Annotated in this window: 15 protein-coding genes, 1 tRNA gene and 1 pseudogene; 13 read left to right on the forward strand and 4 right to left on the reverse strand. The window is 63.1% G+C overall.

Annotation, left to right across the window (positions count from 1 at the left end; translation table 11 throughout):
* Positions 1-43: 43 nt before the first annotated feature.
* On the reverse strand, positions 44-964 hold the full coding sequence (locus AC57B1_RS13285) for a LysR family transcriptional regulator (RefSeq protein ID WP_408187202.1): 921 nt from the start codon (positions 962-964) through the stop codon (positions 44-46).
* 172 nt (positions 965-1,136) lie between these two features.
* Here AC57B1_RS13285 and speB point away from each other — a divergent pair, with 172 nt between their 5' ends.
* Entirely contained in the window at positions 1,137-2,126 is a 990-nt protein-coding gene (gene speB / locus AC57B1_RS13290) for an agmatinase (RefSeq protein WP_496417700.1), read from the forward strand.
* A 112-nt stretch (positions 2,127-2,238) separates the two neighbouring features.
* On the opposite strand, the gene cytX is transcribed toward speB, so the two are convergent.
* A complete protein-coding gene (cytX, locus tag AC57B1_RS13295; RefSeq protein WP_496417701.1) occupies positions 2,239-3,555 on the reverse strand; it encodes a putative hydroxymethylpyrimidine transporter CytX in 1,317 nt (438 codons plus the stop codon).
* A gap of 344 nt (positions 3,556-3,899) precedes the next feature.
* On the opposite strand from cytX, the gene AC57B1_RS13300 reads away from it, so the two are divergent.
* The 5 genes and pseudogenes from AC57B1_RS13300 to AC57B1_RS13320 all read left to right on the forward strand — a co-directional run.
* Positions 3,900-5,213 carry a replication-associated recombination protein A gene (locus AC57B1_RS13300; RefSeq protein ID WP_091796345.1) on the forward strand — a complete coding sequence of 438 codons (1,314 nt, stop codon included), beginning with the start codon at positions 3,900-3,902 and terminating at the stop codon, positions 5,211-5,213.
* 101 nt (positions 5,214-5,314) lie between these two features.
* On the forward strand, positions 5,315-6,610 hold the full coding sequence (gene serS / locus AC57B1_RS13305) for a serine--tRNA ligase (RefSeq protein ID WP_408344886.1): 1,296 nt from the start codon (positions 5,315-5,317) through the stop codon (positions 6,608-6,610).
* Positions 6,611-6,771: 161 nt separating this feature from the next.
* A tRNA-Ser gene (locus AC57B1_RS13310) sits at positions 6,772-6,861 on the forward strand.
* Positions 6,862-7,042: 181 nt separating this feature from the next.
* On the forward strand, positions 7,043-7,459 hold the full coding sequence (locus AC57B1_RS13315; RefSeq protein ID WP_496417702.1) for a hypothetical protein: 417 nt from the start codon (positions 7,043-7,045) through the stop codon (positions 7,457-7,459).
* Between the two features lie 28 nt (positions 7,460-7,487).
* Positions 7,488-7,835, forward strand: a pseudogene (locus tag AC57B1_RS13320) (integrase core domain-containing protein); the annotation flags it as partial.
* A gap of 1,139 nt (positions 7,836-8,974) precedes the next feature.
* On the opposite strand, the gene AC57B1_RS13325 reads toward AC57B1_RS13320, so the two are convergent.
* Positions 8,975-9,994 carry a helix-turn-helix domain-containing protein gene (locus tag AC57B1_RS13325; RefSeq protein ID WP_408344897.1) on the reverse strand — a complete coding sequence of 340 codons (1,020 nt, stop codon included), beginning with the start codon at positions 9,992-9,994 and terminating at the stop codon, positions 8,975-8,977.
* A 195-nt stretch (positions 9,995-10,189) separates the two neighbouring features.
* On the opposite strand from AC57B1_RS13325, the gene AC57B1_RS13330 reads away from it, so the two are divergent.
* The 7 genes from AC57B1_RS13330 (at position 10,190) to AC57B1_RS13360 (ending at position 15,198) form a co-directional block, all read left to right on the forward strand.
* Complete coding sequence (locus tag AC57B1_RS13330) at positions 10,190-10,552, forward strand: hypothetical protein (RefSeq protein ID WP_408344900.1); 363 nt, start codon at positions 10,190-10,192, stop codon at positions 10,550-10,552.
* Positions 10,553-10,644: 92 nt separating this feature from the next.
* On the forward strand, positions 10,645-10,821 hold the full coding sequence (locus tag AC57B1_RS13335) for a hypothetical protein (protein ID WP_496417703.1): 177 nt from the start codon (positions 10,645-10,647) through the stop codon (positions 10,819-10,821).
* A gap of 43 nt (positions 10,822-10,864) precedes the next feature.
* A complete protein-coding gene (locus AC57B1_RS13340) occupies positions 10,865-11,131 on the forward strand; it encodes a transposase (protein WP_496417704.1) in 267 nt (88 codons plus the stop codon).
* A 176-nt stretch (positions 11,132-11,307) separates the two neighbouring features.
* Positions 11,308-12,609 carry an NAD(P)/FAD-dependent oxidoreductase gene (locus AC57B1_RS13345; protein ID WP_496417705.1) on the forward strand — a complete coding sequence of 434 codons (1,302 nt, stop codon included), beginning with the start codon at positions 11,308-11,310 and terminating at the stop codon, positions 12,607-12,609.
* The gene (locus AC57B1_RS13350; RefSeq protein ID WP_496417706.1) at positions 12,606-13,460 is read left to right on the forward strand and encodes a DUF1365 domain-containing protein; all 855 of its coding nucleotides are present in this window, start codon (positions 12,606-12,608) and stop codon (positions 13,458-13,460) included. The genes AC57B1_RS13345 and AC57B1_RS13350 overlap by 4 nt, the downstream gene beginning before the upstream one ends.
* Before the next feature lie 12 nt (positions 13,461-13,472).
* A complete protein-coding gene (locus tag AC57B1_RS13355) occupies positions 13,473-14,684 on the forward strand; it encodes a class I SAM-dependent methyltransferase (protein WP_496417707.1) in 1,212 nt (403 codons plus the stop codon).
* Between the two features lies 1 nt (position 14,685).
* Positions 14,686-15,198 carry a chalcone isomerase family protein gene (locus AC57B1_RS13360; RefSeq protein ID WP_408187210.1) on the forward strand — a complete coding sequence of 171 codons (513 nt, stop codon included), beginning with the start codon at positions 14,686-14,688 and terminating at the stop codon, positions 15,196-15,198.
* Positions 15,199-15,240: 42 nt separating this feature from the next.
* Here AC57B1_RS13360 and AC57B1_RS13365 read toward each other — a convergent pair whose 3' ends face one another.
* Positions 15,241-16,311: an alpha/beta hydrolase gene (locus AC57B1_RS13365; RefSeq protein ID WP_496417708.1), complete on the reverse strand. Its 1,071-nt coding sequence runs from the start codon at positions 16,309-16,311 to the stop codon at positions 15,241-15,243.
* Positions 16,312-16,331 lie beyond the last annotated feature (20 nt).

The raw sequence follows: 16,331 nt of genomic DNA on the forward strand, positions 1-16,331 counted from the left end.
CTCCGTGCGCGGCTTTTTTCATGGCGGGCCGCTAGCGTTGCCGCTACTCATCCACCTGCAAAACCTGCACAGGATGCGCGGCCTTCATATCGTCGATAAACGCTTCGACGATATCCGTGCGATGCTGCCGCGCGCGCGTGACCATATGAAACGCCACGCGGTAGCGCATCTGCGCAGGATTCAGCGCCGCGAGCAACCCTTGCTTGACGAACGGCGCCGCGAAATGCCCCGGCAGATAGCCGAGGTGATGCCCGGAGAGCACCAGCATCGCGACGGCTTCCATATTGTCGGCGACGGCGGTGACATTCTGCGGCGTGGTCGAGCTTTCGGCTTCGGGCAGCGGATAACTGCGCCACGCCCACTCATGCTGTGCAGCCTCGGCTGGCGGCACCTCGCCCGCTTGCGCGAACAGCGGATGCCCTTTCGCGCAATAAGCGAACTGATCTTCCGCGAACACCTCGGTATATTCGAGTGACGGCACGCGGTGCCAGAAATAGCCGATGCCAATCTGTATCCGCCCATTGAGCAGCAGTTCTTCGAGTTCACCCGGCGAGCGCACCAGAATCGAAAACCGCACCGATTGATCGCGTGCCCGGAACCGTCCGATCGCATCGCTGATGCGCGCGCTCGCGGACACCGGCGTGTGGCCGATCATGCCGATGTCGAGCGTGCCGACCAGCTTGCGGCCCACGTTGCGCGCCTGCATGCCGAAGGTGTCGACGGCCGACAGCAGCGCGCGGGCGGCCTCGATGAACTGCTCGCCGCGCGCGGTCAGGCTGAAGCCGCCGCGGCCGCGCTCGCACAGCCGGTAGCCGAGGCGCGTTTCCAGTGTGGCAAGCTGCGTGCTGATGGTCGACTGGCCGACGTTGAGGGTCGCCTGGGCCGGCGACACGCCGCCCGCGTCGACAATGGCAAGAAATACGCGGATCAGCCGCAGGTCGAGATCGGTGAGTTGGGAGAACATGGGTCGTCAGGATACATCGCCGGGAATCAATGTGAAGTTTATTCTGTTGCTATTTTAACTTCTGGGAAACTGCTCAAGAATCGAGATTCGCCCGGCAAGGTGCGGTTCAGATGCTTCTCCTCGGCCGGTCTGCAAGATTTTGCTTGCTGCCCTTTTTCATTGCCGAGACACGATGAATACCTCTTCCTTCATTAATCCCGAAGCCGGTGAACGGCCGCAGCCGCTGTCCGGCAACGCGATGCCCCGCTGCGGCGGCATTGCGACGATGATGCGGCTGCCGAACGTTGGCTCGGCCGGAGGGTTCGACGCCTGCTTCGTCGGCGTGCCGTTCGATCTCGGCACCTCGAACCGCACCGGCGCGCGCTTCGGGCCGCGCCAGATTCGCAGCGAGTCCGTGCTGCTGCGCCCCTACAACATGGCGACGCGCGCCGCGCCGTTCGATTCGCTGCGCGTGGCCGATCTCGGCGACGTGGCGATCAATCCGTACAACCTGCACGATTCGATCGCGCGCATCGAAACCGCGTACGACGAAATTCTTCAGCACGATTGCAAGCCGATCACGCTCGGCGGCGATCACACCATCGCGCTGCCGATCCTGCGCGCGATTCATCGCAAGCACGGCAAGGTCGGCCTGATTCACGTGGATGCGCACGCCGACGTCAACGACACGATGATGGGCGAGAAGATCGCGCACGGCACGCCGTTCCGCCGCGCGGTGGAAGAGGGCTTGCTCGATTGCGATCGGGTCGTGCAGATCGGTTTGCGCGGCACGGGATACGCGGCGGAAGACTTCGACTGGTGCCGCGATCAGGGTTTCGAAGTCGTGCAGGCCGAAGCCTGCTGGAACCAGTCGCTCGTGCCGCTGATGGCGCGTGTGCGCGAGCGCATGGGCGACGGCCCGGTGTACATCACGTTCGACATCGACGGGATCGATCCGGCTTTTGCGCCGGGCACGGGGACGCCGGAAATCGCCGGTCTGACGGTGCCGCAGGCGCTTGAAATCATTCGCGGCTCGCGTGGGCTGAATATCGTCGGTTGCGATCTGGTCGAGGTCGCGCCGCCGTACGATCCGTTCGGCACGACCGCGCTGCTCGGCGCGAATCTCGCGTTCGAATTACTGTGCGTGTTGCCGGGCGTCGAGTATCGGGCTTCCACGCGTTGAGGTAATCTCACAACGTCTCGCAATGAAAAAAGGCCTGCAAATGCAGGCCTTTTCGCGTTTCTGAACGACTGCCGCGACTGCCGCGACTGCCGCGACTACCGTGCCTCAAGACTCACGCATACGCCGTCTTGCGCGCCGACACGAACGCCAGATAGCACACCGCGCCGATCACCAGCGCCGGCAAGGTCGCGCCGAGATTCGGCAGCCACTGGTTGATCGCCTGATATGCAGCGATGCCGATGGCCCACGCGAGAAACGCGCTCAGATGCCAACCGCTCGAGAAGCCGTAACGGCCACGCACGTCGGCGAGCGCGCCCACTTCGATGCGGCGCTTGCGCAAGATGAAGTGATCCACCAGCACCACGCCGAACAGCGGCGCGAACACCGAGCCGATCAGCAGCAGGAAGTTCTGATACTTCGCCATCGGCACGGCCAGGGCGATCAGCGTGCATAGCGCGCCGAACGCCGCCGACAACATGGGCACGCTGCCGCGCGTCCAGAAAGTGCCCGTCGAGACCGCGGCGGAGTGAATGTCGGCGAACGCGTTGTCGACTTCGTCGATCAGGATCAGCAGCAGCGCGAGACCGTCGCCGGCTTGCGCCAGGGCGCCCGTCAGCAATGCGTCGCCGCCGCCCGCCGCGAGGCCGTAGATCGCGCCGAGCGCGTAAAACCAGATGTTGGCGATGCCGTAGCCGAGCAGCGTCCCGCGGAACGTTTCACCCGGACGACGGCCGAAGCGCGTGTAGTCGGCGATCAGCGGCAGCCACGACAGCGGCATGGCCACCACCAGATCGATGGCGCCGCCGAACGACATCTCGCCCGTGCCGGGGCGGCGCATCAGCGCGGCCAGATTGTGTGTGGCGAGCAGATTCCACGTGAGCCACGCCGCGCCCGCGAGCAGCAGCCAGATGCCCCACGTGCGCAGAAAGCGCCGCACGAACGAGAGCGGACCGCTGATCGCCAGCAGCGTCGCGAGCAAGCCGAAGATCACGGTCCAGATGAGCGGCATGGAGAGGCCGAAGGCCTGCTTGGCGAGGGCGTCGGCGGAATCGCGCATGACGATCACTTCGAACGAGCCCCAGCCGACCAGTTGCACCGCGTTCAGCACGGCGGGCACCGACGCGCCGCGCACGCCGAGCGTCGGGCGCAGCGACGACATCGCCGCGAGCCCCGTATCCGTGCCGATCACGCCGGCCAGCGCCAGTAGCACCACGCCGATCACGCTGCCGATCACGATCGCCAGCAACGCGTGCGGCAGCGAGAGCCCCGGCACCAGCAGCGCGCCCGCTTGCGCGACCAGCAGGCCGATGCCGAGCGAAAACCAGAGCGCGAACGCGTCGCCGGTGCGGAACGCGCGGCGCGCATCGGGCACCGGCGTGAGCGGCGCGTAGGTGGAACCGGCGTCGCCGGCGATTGGATCTTGTGCCATCTGGTCTTGTCCCTGTTGGTGTTGCTTGCCGACTTGCCTGCGAAGTTGCGTCGGCGGTTGCGTTTGCTGTTATGTCCGCGGTGGGGCTTCGCTTGCGTGTCCGGTTGCGCTGTGCTGTTGCTCGGTCTGCTTGCGTCGTCCGTCCGCGCTATCCATTTCCGGATTTTTGCACGGGCTGCGCCGCCCGAGTCGTCCCGCGCGTCGCGCGGCCTCTTCGTCCGGGCGCCGTCACTGTCATAATGCAGGACGTTGCCCGCACTTTCGCGTGCTGGCGTGGCTCACCGGCAGTACGCCGCCTTCACACGGACCGCGTCCGGAAAAGCCGAGATTATCCCCAAAACGTCATGTTTGAAGAAACCCGTGCCAATGTTCCGCTCGCCGAACGCCTGCGGCCCCGCAATATCGACGAAGTGATCGGCCAGAAGCACCTGCTCGGCCCGAACAAGCCGCTGCGCGTCGCATTCGAATCCGGCGAAGCCCATTCGATGATTCTCTGGGGCCCGCCCGGCGTCGGTAAAACCACACTCGCCCGGCTCATGGCCGATGCCTTTCACGCTGAGTTCATCGCGCTGTCCGCGGTGCTCTCGGGCGTGAAGGATATCCGCGAGGCGGTCGAGACCGCGCAGATTCATCGCGCGAACGGGCATCAGACGCTCGTGTTCGTCGACGAAGTGCATCGCTTCAACAAGAGCCAGCAAGACGCGTTCTTGCCGCACGTCGAGTCGGGGCTGTTCGTGTTCGTCGGCGCGACGACCGAGAATCCGTCGTTCGAAGTGAATAGCGCATTGCTCTCGCGTGCTGCCGTTTACGTGCTGAAAAGCCTGACAGACGAAGAGCAGCGCGAGTTGCTCGAGCGCGCGCAAAAGGAACTCGGCGGCCTCACGTTCACCGACGAAGCTCGCGACGCGCTGATCGGTTCTGCCGACGGCGACGGCCGCAAGCTGCTGAACAACCTCGAAATCGTCGCCCGGGCGGCTTCGCAGCAGAAAACCACCGAGATCGACGGCGCCTTGCTCGGCAGCGCGCTCGCCGAAAATCTGCGCCGTTTCGACAAAGGCGGCGACGCATTCTACGACCAGATCAGCGCGCTGCATAAATCCGTGCGCGGCAGCAGCCCGGACGGCGCGCTGTACTGGTTCTGCCGCATGCTCGACGGCGGCGCGGACCCGCGTTATCTGGCGCGCCGCATCGTGCGCATGGCGTGGGAGGATATCGGTCTCGCCGATCCGCGCGCCGCGCGCATCGCGCTCGACGCCGCCGAGACCTACGAACGCCTCGGCACGCCCGAAGGCGAACTGGCACTGGCGCAGGCCATCATCTATCTGGCGGTCGCGCCGAAGTCGAATGCCGGGTACAACGCGTATAACGAGGCGCGCCGCTTCGTCGGCAAGGATCAGTCGCGCGGCGTGCCGGTGCATCTGCGCAACGCGCCGACCAAGCTGATGAAGGAACTCGGCTACGGTCACGAGTACCGCTACGCGCATGATGAACCCGATGCGTACGCGGCCGGCGAGACCTATCTGCCGGAGAACATGCGCGATCCGCATTGGTACGAGCCGACGCCGCGCGGTCTGGAGGGCAAGATCGGCGACAAGATGGCGCGTCTGGCCGAACTCGACGCGCAGTGGCGCAGCGAAAACAAGCCGAAGAAGGGGTGAGGGTTGGCGGCCGCATTCGCACGCTGACCATCTAACGCACCGGCCGCGCGCGCCGGTGCGCTAAAATCCCACCTTCATACAACGAACACCCGCCCCATCCCATGCTCGACATCCAGCTGCTGCGCAAAGACCTCGACGGCGTCGCCAAGCGCCTCGCCGACCGCGGCTATACCCTCGACGTGGCGGCCTTCACCGCGCTCGAAGCGGAACGCCGCGACACCCAGACCCGTACCGAAGAAATGCAGGCGCGCCGCAACAGCCTGTCCAAGCAGATCGGCGCGATGAAAGGCAAGGGCGAGGACACCTCGGCGCTGATGGCCGAAGTGGGCGGCATCGGCGACGAGATGAAGGCGTCGGCAGCCAGGCTCGACGATATCCAGAAGCGTCTGTCGGACCTGCTGCTCGGCGTGCCGAACCTGCCGCACGAAAGCGTGCCGATGGGCAAGGACGAAACCGAAAACGTTGAAGTGCGCCGCTGGGGCTCGCCGCGCCAGTTCGAATTCGAGGTGAAGGATCACGTCGATGTCGGCACGCCGCTCGGTCTCGATTTCGAGACCGGTGCAAAGCTCTCGGGCGCGCGCTTCACCCTGCTGCGCGGCCAGATCGCGCGGCTGCATCGTGCGCTGGCGCAGTTCATGATCGACACGCACACGCAGCACCACGGCTATACGGAGGTCTACACGCCGTATATCGTGAATCCGGAAATTCTGTACGGCACCGGCCAACTGCCCAAATTCGCCGACGATATGTTCCGCGTCGAGAAGGGCGGTGAGGAGAACACGGTCACGCAATATCTGATTTCCACATCGGAAATTTCGCTGACGAACACGGTGCGCGACAGCATTCTCGAAGCGGACGCGCTGCCGATCAAGCTGACCGCGCATTCACCGTGCTTCCGCTCGGAAGCGGGCTCGTACGGCCGCGACACGCGTGGTCTGATCCGCCAGCATCAGTTCGACAAGGTCGAGATGGTGCAGATCGTCGCGCCGGAAGCGTCGTACGACGCGCTGGAACAGATGGTCGGCCACGCTGAGACGATTCTGCAGAAGCTGGAACTGCCGTACCGCGTCATCACGTTGTGCACGGGCGACATGGGCTTTTCGGCCGCCAAGACGTATGACCTGGAAGTGTGGGTGCCGGCGCAGAACACGTATCGCGAAATTTCGAGCTGCTCGAACACGGAGTCGTTCCAGGCTCGCCGCATGCAGGCGCGTTATCGCAATGCGCAGGGCAAGCCGGAACTGGTGCATACGCTGAACGGTTCAGGTCTGGCCGTGGGCCGTACGCTCGTGGCAGTGCTGGAAAACTTCCAGAACGCCGATGGTTCGGTTACCGTGCCGACGGCGTTGCGTCCGTACCTCGGCGGTGTGGAACGGCTGGAATTGCCGGCTGCCTGATTCGAGCGCGGCTGGCCGCCAAGCCCCTTTGAAAAATTTTTGACGAGGGGCTTGGAAAAGCAATTCAGCTGTTCTATAATCTTTCTCTCCCAAGCAACGACCCGCTTGGATCTGGCGAAGCAGCGACCTCGGCAACGTGGTTACCGCAAGTTGGAAGACCCGGAAAGGTGGCAGAGTGGTCGAATGCGCTGGACTCGAAATCCAGTGTACCTTTAGGGGTACCGTGAGTTCGAATCTCACCCTTTCCGCCAAATTTAAAAACCCCGCAGAATGAAAATTCTGCGGGGTTTTTGCTTTGCCGCTCACGAATCGACTATCAAAATAGTTTCCTGCATCTAGGGGGCGTTTGCTGCACGTTAACCGCTTCGTGCATGATTCCCGTTCCTGCGTGGGTCAAGCGTGACGCGATTGACCATCATTTTTCGGATGCTTATGAAATCCCTTTTTGCCGTTGCGCTTCTCGCTCTGCCTTTGGCCGTCCATGCGGAAGTGACGAGTGAAACGTTTTGCTTCAGTTCTGGCGGTGCCAAGTCAGTCAACTTCGAGATGCGCACGTATTACGATTCGTCCAGCAAATTCTCGGCCGGATTCGTCAGATACCAGAACGCGAAGCAGCCGATCCCGCTTGTGCTCGCCAATTCTGCAAGCGACACGCTCGAAAAGAATGCGCCAGATCAGGAAACCACGACGTGGATCGAGGTATTCAGCGGACAAGTGTCCGGCGAGTACGAAATGATCACTCAAGGAACGGACGTGTCCTCCATGGTCTACACCAGCAAGAAGAAAAATCAAAAGATTGGATTCCTGCTTAATACCGGTGCGATGGCGCAGGGTAGTTGCAAGTGGTAACTCGTCTAATGCGCAGACTAGGCATGAGTCATGGTTCCGACACGGTCCACCAGCCGGCGTAATCGTGCATAGCGACCCGTGGTAGCCAGTATTGCACCGGCCTGCTTCAGGACACGTTGAAGACCTGCGGCATGTGTTCGTCGATGAGCCGACGTGGAAATAGTTGGGATAATTCGCCGACGGAACGTCTATGGGTTTCGCTGAAGGTAGCACGCATGCACGGACGACACTTCGCCACCCGGCGAGCAGCAACGGATGAGGTGATTGACTGGTTGGGCTTTTACAATGCGCGCCGGTTGCATTCAACGCTCGATACGTCAGCCCCATGACATTAGAAAAGAACTGGTTCGCAGCTCAGAGAGGCGAACCCGCATAGTTCACCAGCTATGGGATTCGTCAAACGAGGGCAAGGTCACTCGGGGTCCCTCCCCGGGCCAGTCACCACTCCACCTTCCCCAGCCGGTCAGCGGCAGTCGCCATCGCGCGCGACGCACGATGCATGTCTCATGCACATATCCACCACCCGTTGCACGCCGCGGCATTCGAATATCTCCCTGGTTCATCCCGCAACCAAAGCGCTGTGCAATCAATTTCCTATGCACTCGCCATGAGGCTTCTCCATGACCAATGTAAATATTCCGCTGCCGACCGTCACACACGACCCAACTGGAAATCGGAACGACTTCATACCGCAACCCCCTCCAGCAGTTCCCCCTGGCCGGTACTTGCACTTCGACGATCGAGGGAACTTGCGGAGCATGAGTCGCTTCGACGGCAACGGCCGGCATGCTCAGGAAACCATCGGTTCGGACGGGAGCAGGTATTTCGTCACGACCACCGATCACGACACGCAGTTCCATCTGATCAACCCCAGAGACCCGGCGACGGGAGACCGGCTCCACTACGACTTCACGATGGCCGGCGCCGACCCGCAAGGGTCCGCCATTCCTCCCCCGAATCCGAAAGCCGGGTCACCGACCACCTTCACTCATTACGACAATGGCAAGGTGAAGGACATCTACGTACCGCAACCGCCTCCATCCGTTGCGCCGGGCAAGTATGTGCAATTCGACACGCAGGACGACCTGGCGGGCATGGATATGTTTGATGGCAACGGCAGACACGTGTTTCAGGAAACCTTCGCCCCGGACGGGAGCACGTACGCCGTCATCAACGACGACAAGAGCTCGTGGTTCCATCTGTTCTGGCCCAGGATTGATGCAAATGCGTCAGCCGCGAAAGGAGTCGAGGTGGACCTCAATTCGGGACGCGGTGTCATGGACTTCACGATCCCCGGACGGGACGCCGCCGAAAGCGGCACGAGGCAGGCAACCGGCGTTGAACCAACGCGCCTGTTAGAGAATTGCCGTGGACCGCGATGGTCCGCTCAATCGGCGCCACGCGGTAGCGGTCGAAACGCAGGCACGCCGATGCGTACTGTGCCCGCATCGTCATCGAGAGAATTGCAGCTCAGCTCCGCTAAAGCATGGGCGGTTCTGACGCGCCGCCATCAAGTCACGCCGCCGAATATAGCCGCTCGCATTCGCGCGTCACGACGCCGTAGCATTCGCAAACCTGATGTTCCAGCGCGGCGCGGTCGATCACTTCAATGTGCCCGCGGTTATAGCGGATCGCGCCAACCGCTTCCAACTGCTTCGCGACCTCGGTCACATTCCCTCGACGCACACCCAGCATGTTCGCGATCAATTCCTGCGTCATTTGCAATTCGCTGCTGTCGAGGCGGTCCAGACTCAGCAGGAGCCACCGGCAAAACTGCTGTGCAATCGAATGATGGCGATTGCAAACGGCAGTCTGGGCCATCTGCGTAATCAGCGCTTGCGCGTAACGCAGGAACAGTCGCCGGATATAGCCGCCGCGCGCGAACTCTTCTTTGGCGAACTGCGCGCTGAGACAGTACGCGTCACCCGCATTCTGGACGACCGCCCGATTCGAAACGGTGTCTGAGCCCATGAAAACCGCCACGCCGAGCAGCCCGTCGTTGCCGACTACCGCAATTTCGGCCGACTCGCCGTTCTCCATGACGTGCAGCATGGAGATGATCGCCGTGGTAGGCAGATAGACCTGAGTCAGGCGCTCGCCAGGTTCGTACACCACTTTTCCAAGCGGCAGGGAAACAGGAGTGAGGTGCTGCATGATTCGCTCCCGCTCCTCGTCGGGCAGATGCGCGAGCAACTGATTAGCCTCGCGTGGCGGCGGGGTGTCGCTCGAAAGAGCGGCCGCGCGATCCCTTGCCTGCCTGCCGCGCGACACACGCTCAGTCAGGACGAGATGCTGCTTCGCCAGTTCGTCGCGGTTCTGTTCGGGCAACAGGCTGAGCACCGCCGAGCGCAACTGGTCATGTCCTAGCGCATCGAGAATTTTGAGCTTCGTGAGCGTGCCCAGATCGCTCTTGCCCGTGCGCCATGCCGAAATTTGCGCGCGCGTCAGCCCTAGGCTTTCGGCCAGTTGAGCATCGCTGCCGAACTCGCCCAGCCGTTTCACGTCGTCGTACAGCGCGTGCCAATCGAATGTCATTGCATGCGGGCAGAAAGGATTGTCAAATACATTTGACGCGGGTAAGGTGGTATGAAATACTGCCTCACGACAGAAACGACTAAATAATCACGTAAAAGTGACAATAAGGGTTATAGCACAGGGTCACGCGCGCCATGTATGCAGCGTGTCGGCGCATCTGTCCAGCTTGCCTTCAGGGTTAACCGGAGCTTTCGCTTGAGCGAGTTCACATCGTATGTGCGGCTGCCGCATGCGCCGGCAGCCGACGTTTCCCTCACCATTGCCTCCGAAGCAATCGACAGCGCCCAGTTCGCCGCGCGTCAGGTCGAGTTCATACGCCACGTGTTCGGGTACATCGCTTATCTGCGCGAGCAGGCAAGAGAAACGCCGGTGTCCGACGCGTTCTTGCCGGCATTTGTCACGCTGCTCGAAGTGCTGCAACTCAACGCGCCAGTCGAAGCAGATCAATGCGCGGCCCAGCTTATCCGGATCATGAAAGTCACGTTTCCCGATCTCGATTTCGATGCGGCACAGATTCTGGAGCCGTCCATTGCGAACAGCAAACGGCCCGATGCATAAACAATCCTGGCGCTCGCGCTCCGTCATTCGGTCATAGCGGCGCGCGCAACAGCCAATCCCGTTTTCTCGCGTAACGGTGATGTGAGTCGCACATGGTCTCTCAAGATCAGGACGATAAGCCTGGCGAAGTGAAAGCAGAGCGGCGCGGTACGCTTGCGTTTGCCAATACGACTTTCGACGATGTGCTGATCTGGGTAGGCACGGCCGCCGCGATCCTTCTCATGCTGGCGTTCGTGGTTGGTGGTTGGTGTCTGGACAGAGCGATATGACGTGACGTCACCAGGGCGAAAAGCATTTCTTGTCGAGTTCTAGATGCCGCATATTCCTTTATCAGACGAAGATTGGGCCAAGATCGAACACCTGTTTCCCCATGTCGCGAAAACAGGTGTCGGGCGCCCACGGCGCGATCCGCGCGGAATTCTCAACGCGATATTCTGGGTCACGCAGACAGGCGCCAAATTGCATCACCTGCCTGCGCACTATCCGCCTGCCCAGAGCTGTTACATCAAATGGCTCGAATGGAGACGAGCCGGCTTGATGTCGAAAGTCATGGAAACCTTGAACGAGACCGTCTCCTGACGCTGCTACGGGCGCCCACGGGCGCCGGCCGCGCCGATGCCCGGCAACTTCGCTTGTCCGCAATTTGCCCCGCCTTTGCATCCAATTCCGCCCTCGCTGCGTAAATCCCCTCAAGGACGCGCAAGCCCCGCCACACCCCCCTAACCGACCGCGCGCCCCCAACAGGAGACGCGCCCATGACCCATTCCGCACCGACCTCACCACTACCGCGCGGCTCGCGGGTCGCGGTTATCGGCGCCGGGATTTCGGGTCTGGCCAGCGCCTATCTTCTCGCGCGCAACCATCGTGTCTCGCTGTTCGAATCGGCCGGCTACCTGGGCGGCCACACCAACACGGTGGACGTCTCGCTCGAAGGCCACACGCATCCCGTCGACACCGGCTTTCTGGTGTTCAACGACCGCACCTATCCGAACCTGATCGCGCTGTTCGATGAACTGGGCGTGCGCTCGCACCCGAGCGAGATGACCTTCTCCGTCTCGCTCGACGAAGGGCGCCTCGAATGGGCCGGCACCAGTTTGAACACGGTATTCGCGCAGCGCCGCAACCTGTTTTCGCCGACCTTCATCGGCATGCTGCGCGACATCATGCGCTTTAACGGCAGCGCGCAACGCAACCTCGAACTGGCGACGCAAACGCGCGCGTCGATGGGCGAACTGCTGACGCAAGGCGGTTACGGCGGCGCGTTCCAGCGTCAATATCTGCTGCCGATGGCCGCTGCGATCTGGTCGAGCGCCACCGCCGATATCCTTGCGTTCCCGGCCACGACGTTCTTGCGCTTTTGTCTGAACCACGCGTTGCTGCAGGTGAACCGCCGGCCGCAGTGGAAGACCGTGGTTGGCGGCGGCCGGGAATACGTGCGGCGCATCGCCGGCACGCTCGACGATGTCCGCCTCGGCACGGCAGTGCGTGGCGTGCGGCGCGATGCCGACGGCGTGGACGTCTTCACGGACAGCGGCACCGAGCGCTTCGACGCACTGGTGCTCGCCACGCATGCGCCGACCACGCTGCGCCTGCTGGAAGACGCCGATCACGACGAGCGCGGCGTGCTCGGCGCCGTGCGCTATCAGCCGAACGTCGCGGTGCTGCACACGGATATGAATCTGCTGCCGCGTCGTGAGCGCGTGTGGTCGGCGTGGAATTACCTGGGCAGCCGCGGCGTCGACGGCACGCATCCGGTGTGCGTGAGCTATCTCGTCAATCAGTTGCAGCCGCTGCCGTTCAGGACGCCGCTCGTCGTCACGCTCAACCCGGTGGCGCAGCCGGCGCCGGGCACCGAACTGCGCCGCTTCGTCTACGATCATCCGCTGTTCGATCTGGCTGCCATCGACGCGCAGCACCGTCTGCCTTCACTGCAAGGCAAACGCCGCACCTGGTTCGCGGGCGCGTGGACGGGCTATGGTTTTCACGAGGACGGTCTGAAATCGGCGCTGCGCGTGGCCGCGGATTTCGATGCATCGCCGGCATGGGCCAAGCTATGAAACCGCCCAGCGATCACGACAGCGACGCCGCTCCGGCAGCCTGGCTTTTGACCGGCAAGGTGATGCACGAGCGTCTGCGGCCGAAGCATCATCGCTTCATCTACCCGGTGTTTTACATGCGCTGCGATCTGGATCGGCTGAGCTCGCTCGAGAGCGGCTGGTTCGGTATCAACCGTTGGCGGCCGCTCAGTCTCTATCAGCGTGACCACGGTCCGCGCGACGGCAGCGACCTCGCCACATGGATGCGCGCGCAACTATCGGCTGCCGGCATGACGGAAGCGAACGGCCGGATCTGGTTGCAAGCTTTCCCGCGCGTGTTCGGCTATGCGTTCAATCCGGTCAGCTTCTGGTTTTGCCACGATCGCGACGGCCGGCTGCGCGCGCTGCTCGCCGAAGTGCGCAATACGTTCGGCGAGCGCCACAGCTATCTGTTGAGCGCGGACGGCAATGCGCCGATCACCGCCGACACGCGGCTCGTGTGCCGGAAAGTGCTGCACGTGTCGCCGTTTTGCCGCGTGGAAGGCGGCTACACCTTCCGCGTCAAGGAAGCACACAGCAGCGCGTCGGTCTCGATCGACTATCGCGACGCGGACGGTCTGCTGATCCGCACCGCACTAGGCGGCCGCTTGACGCCACTGACCCGCGCAAGCGCGCTCGCCGCACTGCTGCGCCAGCCACTGCTGACGGTTGGCGTGGTCGCGAAAATTCACTGGCAGGCCTTGCGCCTCGCACTCAAAAAAGCGCCGTTCTACGGCAAGCACCCCGCGCCGGGCCGCACCGCCGACGCGCCCACCGATCATGCCGCAGCCGGCCAACCCACCGCCGCTGCGCGCCCCGTTTCATCCGATTGAGGAGATTTCGTCATGGCGCTTTCAAGAACCCTGAGCGGGCACCAAACCGCCCCCGCGTCAGGCCGTCTGTTTCTCTCCTTGCTCGAACGGATCCAGGTGGGGCATCTGGTCCTGATCACCCCCGACGGGCAACAACGAGTGTTCGGCGATTCGCATGCGGCGCCCGGCGCGCGCCTGGAGATGCATGACTGGCGCGCGTGCGGCGCGATTCTGCGCAAAGGCGATATCGGTTTCGCCGACGCATGGCGCGCTTTCTGGGTCGATACGCCCGACCTGGCCGCGCTGCTGCGAGTCGCGATCCGTAACGAGCGAGCGCTGCAACGCACGGTGTATGGCGGCTGGCTCGCGCAACTCTGGTACGGGTTGCGTCACAAGCTGAGGCCGAACACGCGCTCGGGCAGCCGGCGCAATATTCACGCGCACTACGATATCGGCAACGCGTTTTACGCGCAGTGGCTCGACCCGACCTTCACCTATTCGAGCGCGGTGTTCGACGACAATTTCCATCAATCGCTCGAAGACGCGCAGCATGCGAAATATCAACGCATCATCGATACGCTCGGTTTGCGTGAAGGCATGCGCATTCTGGAAATCGGCTGCGGGTGGGGCGGGTTTGCGATGCACGCGGCACGCCTGGGCATTCATGTGCATGGCGTGACGATCTCGCCGGCGCAACTCGAATTCGGCCAGAAGCGCGTGAGCGAAGCCGGCTTGAGCGAGTATGTGCAACTCGAACTGCGCGACTACCGGACCTTGACCGGGCAGTACGACGGCATCGTTTCGATCGAAATGTTCGAGGCGGTCGGCGAAAAATACTGGCCGGCGTACTTCCACATTCTGCGCGAACGTCTGCGGCCGGGTGCTCGCGCGCTGGTGCAAACCATCACGATCGACGACTCGCACTTTGCCGCTTATCGCGCGACGAGCGACTTTATCCGCGAGTTCATTTTCCCGGGCGGCATGCTGCCGAGTCCGCAGCGTTTTGCTCAGGCGGCGCGGCGTGGCAAGCTCGCCACTTGCACGTCGCTCGCATTCGGGCGCGATTACGCGGAAACGCTGCGCCGCTGGCGCGCCGCGTTCGAAGCGCAACTCGACACGATCCGCACGCAAGGTTTCGACGAGATTTTCGTGCGGACGTGGCGGCTGTATCTGGCGTATTGCGAAGCCGGCTTCGACGAGGGCCGCACGGACGTCATGCAGTTCGTCCTCTCGAAGGCGGACTGACGTGCGCTCGCTCGCGGCGCTTGTGCTGGTGTTGTGGGCAAGCGCGGCCTGCGCCGACTGGCGCGCCGACGTAGAGGCCGCGAAACTCGTCGGCGAGGGCGATTTCAGCGTGCTCGGCTTTCGGCTCTATCGCGCGCAAATGTGGAGCGAACGCGTGCCGGTCGATTACGACGCGCGCTTTGCGCTGCATATCGTCTACGCGCGCGGCATCACACGCGAGCGCCTCGCGGATACCGGGATCAGCGAGATCAAGCGTCTGGCGGGCGCACCGATTCCAGCCGATACATTGGAGCGCTGGCGCGCGAACATGCTGCGGGCCTTCGTGGACGTCGGTCCCGGCGACCAGTTGAGCGCGGTGTTTCTGCCCGACAAAGGCGTGCGTTTTTATGCCGGCGAGCGCATGACTGACGAAGTCGACGATCTCGCGTTCGCGCGTGCTTTCTTCAGTATCTGGCTCGATCCGTCGACGCGTGCGCCCACTTTGCGCAAGCAATTGCTCGGCACGGCGCAGTAGCTTCGCGCTCCACTAAGTCGCGGCTCACCGCACGCGCTGCGCTTATTCGTCGTGGCCCAAGTTGCTTTGCTTCTGGCAATCGGCGCCGCCAACGGGTGTCGATGCGGCCGTCAGATCGTCACACGGCGCCGTGGATGCTTTCGCGCGTTGCCGGCGTATCTGATAAACGTTGCTCTGCACGCTGGAAGAGGCGGGCAACGATTGCACACCGCCGGCAGCGTCACGCGAACGCCGCGCCTGATTCATTGCCTGTGCGTCGATAAACGCACTCGTATCGTCGAGCACTGGCGCAAAGCTCCGCAAAGGTCCCGCCATCGCGCCCACCAGCAGCGCATGCCCGACCCGCGGATAGTGTTTCACTTCCACGTCCGTGTCGCCCGAAGCACGCAGTTTCGCCGCGAGCCGGTCAGTGTTGCCCGGATCGACGGTCGTATCGCGCTGGCCTGCGGCGAGGAACATGGGGGGTTCATCGCCTTCCACGAAATTGATCGGCTGGCTCGCGGCGCGCAACGCGGGCGGGAAGATTTCTTCGAGCGTGGCGTCCTTCAGCGGCAGAAAATCATAGGGCCCGGCAAGGCCGATCACACCGCTGATGTCGCGCTTGCTCATTTGCTGCGCGGCGAGATAGCGGCCGTCGGTAGCGAGCAGCATGGCGATATGCGCGCCCGCCGAGTGGCCCATCAGAAAGATCCGCGACGGGTCGCCGCCGAATTCGGCCGCGTGATCGCGGGCCCAGCGCACGGCGCTGGCGGCATCGTCGACAAAGCCGGGGAACGCCGTGTCGGGCCACGTCCGATAATCCGGCAGCACGGCGACGAAGCCGCGCGAGGCCAGCGCCGCGCCGACGAACAGATAGCTGCTGCGCGAGCCGTTCTGCCAACTGCCGCCGTAGAAGAACACCACCACCGGCCGACCGTGCGAACCGGCCGGCGCCACGCCGGCGGCGGGCATATACACGTCGAGCCTCTGGCGCGGCGCGTTGCCGTAAACAAGGCCGTTCTCGGCCTGAAAACTCTTGTGCGATACGGCGGCGTTGAGCACGCCTGCCGCGCTGCAGCCGCCAAGAGCAGCGAGCGCCAGCGCGGCGGTCAAGGTCAGCAGGCGTCGTGGCATGAGAGTAGCGTCCGTCCGAA

The sequence above is a fragment of the Paraburkholderia sp. BGA-UO-ETr-F21 genome, assembly GCF_059567925.1.

Excerpts from the sequence above, each read along its gene's own strand:
- AC57B1_RS13285 (WP_408187202.1), bottom strand. The coding sequence starts at position 964 with ATGTTCTCCCAACTCACCGATCTCGACCTGCGGCTGATCCGCGTATTT.
- speB (WP_496417700.1), top strand. The coding sequence starts at position 1,137 with ATGAATACCTCTTCCTTCATTAATCCCGAAGCCGGTGAACGGCCGCAG.
- cytX (WP_496417701.1), bottom strand. The coding sequence starts at position 3,555 with ATGGCACAAGATCCAATCGCCGGCGACGCCGGTTCCACCTACGCGCCG.
- AC57B1_RS13300 (WP_091796345.1), top strand. The coding sequence starts at position 3,900 with ATGTTTGAAGAAACCCGTGCCAATGTTCCGCTCGCCGAACGCCTGCGG.
- serS (WP_408344886.1), top strand. The coding sequence starts at position 5,315 with ATGCTCGACATCCAGCTGCTGCGCAAAGACCTCGACGGCGTCGCCAAG.
- AC57B1_RS13315 (WP_496417702.1), top strand. The coding sequence starts at position 7,043 with ATGAAATCCCTTTTTGCCGTTGCGCTTCTCGCTCTGCCTTTGGCCGTC.
- AC57B1_RS13325 (WP_408344897.1), bottom strand. The coding sequence starts at position 9,994 with ATGACATTCGATTGGCACGCGCTGTACGACGACGTGAAACGGCTGGGC.
- AC57B1_RS13335 (WP_496417703.1), top strand. The coding sequence starts at position 10,645 with ATGGTCTCTCAAGATCAGGACGATAAGCCTGGCGAAGTGAAAGCAGAG.
- AC57B1_RS13340 (WP_496417704.1), top strand. The coding sequence starts at position 10,865 with ATGCCGCATATTCCTTTATCAGACGAAGATTGGGCCAAGATCGAACAC.
- AC57B1_RS13345 (WP_496417705.1), top strand. The coding sequence starts at position 11,308 with ATGACCCATTCCGCACCGACCTCACCACTACCGCGCGGCTCGCGGGTC.
- AC57B1_RS13350 (WP_496417706.1), top strand. The coding sequence starts at position 12,606 with ATGAAACCGCCCAGCGATCACGACAGCGACGCCGCTCCGGCAGCCTGG.
- AC57B1_RS13355 (WP_496417707.1), top strand. The coding sequence starts at position 13,473 with ATGGCGCTTTCAAGAACCCTGAGCGGGCACCAAACCGCCCCCGCGTCA.
- AC57B1_RS13365 (WP_496417708.1), bottom strand. The coding sequence starts at position 16,311 with ATGCCACGACGCCTGCTGACCTTGACCGCCGCGCTGGCGCTCGCTGCT.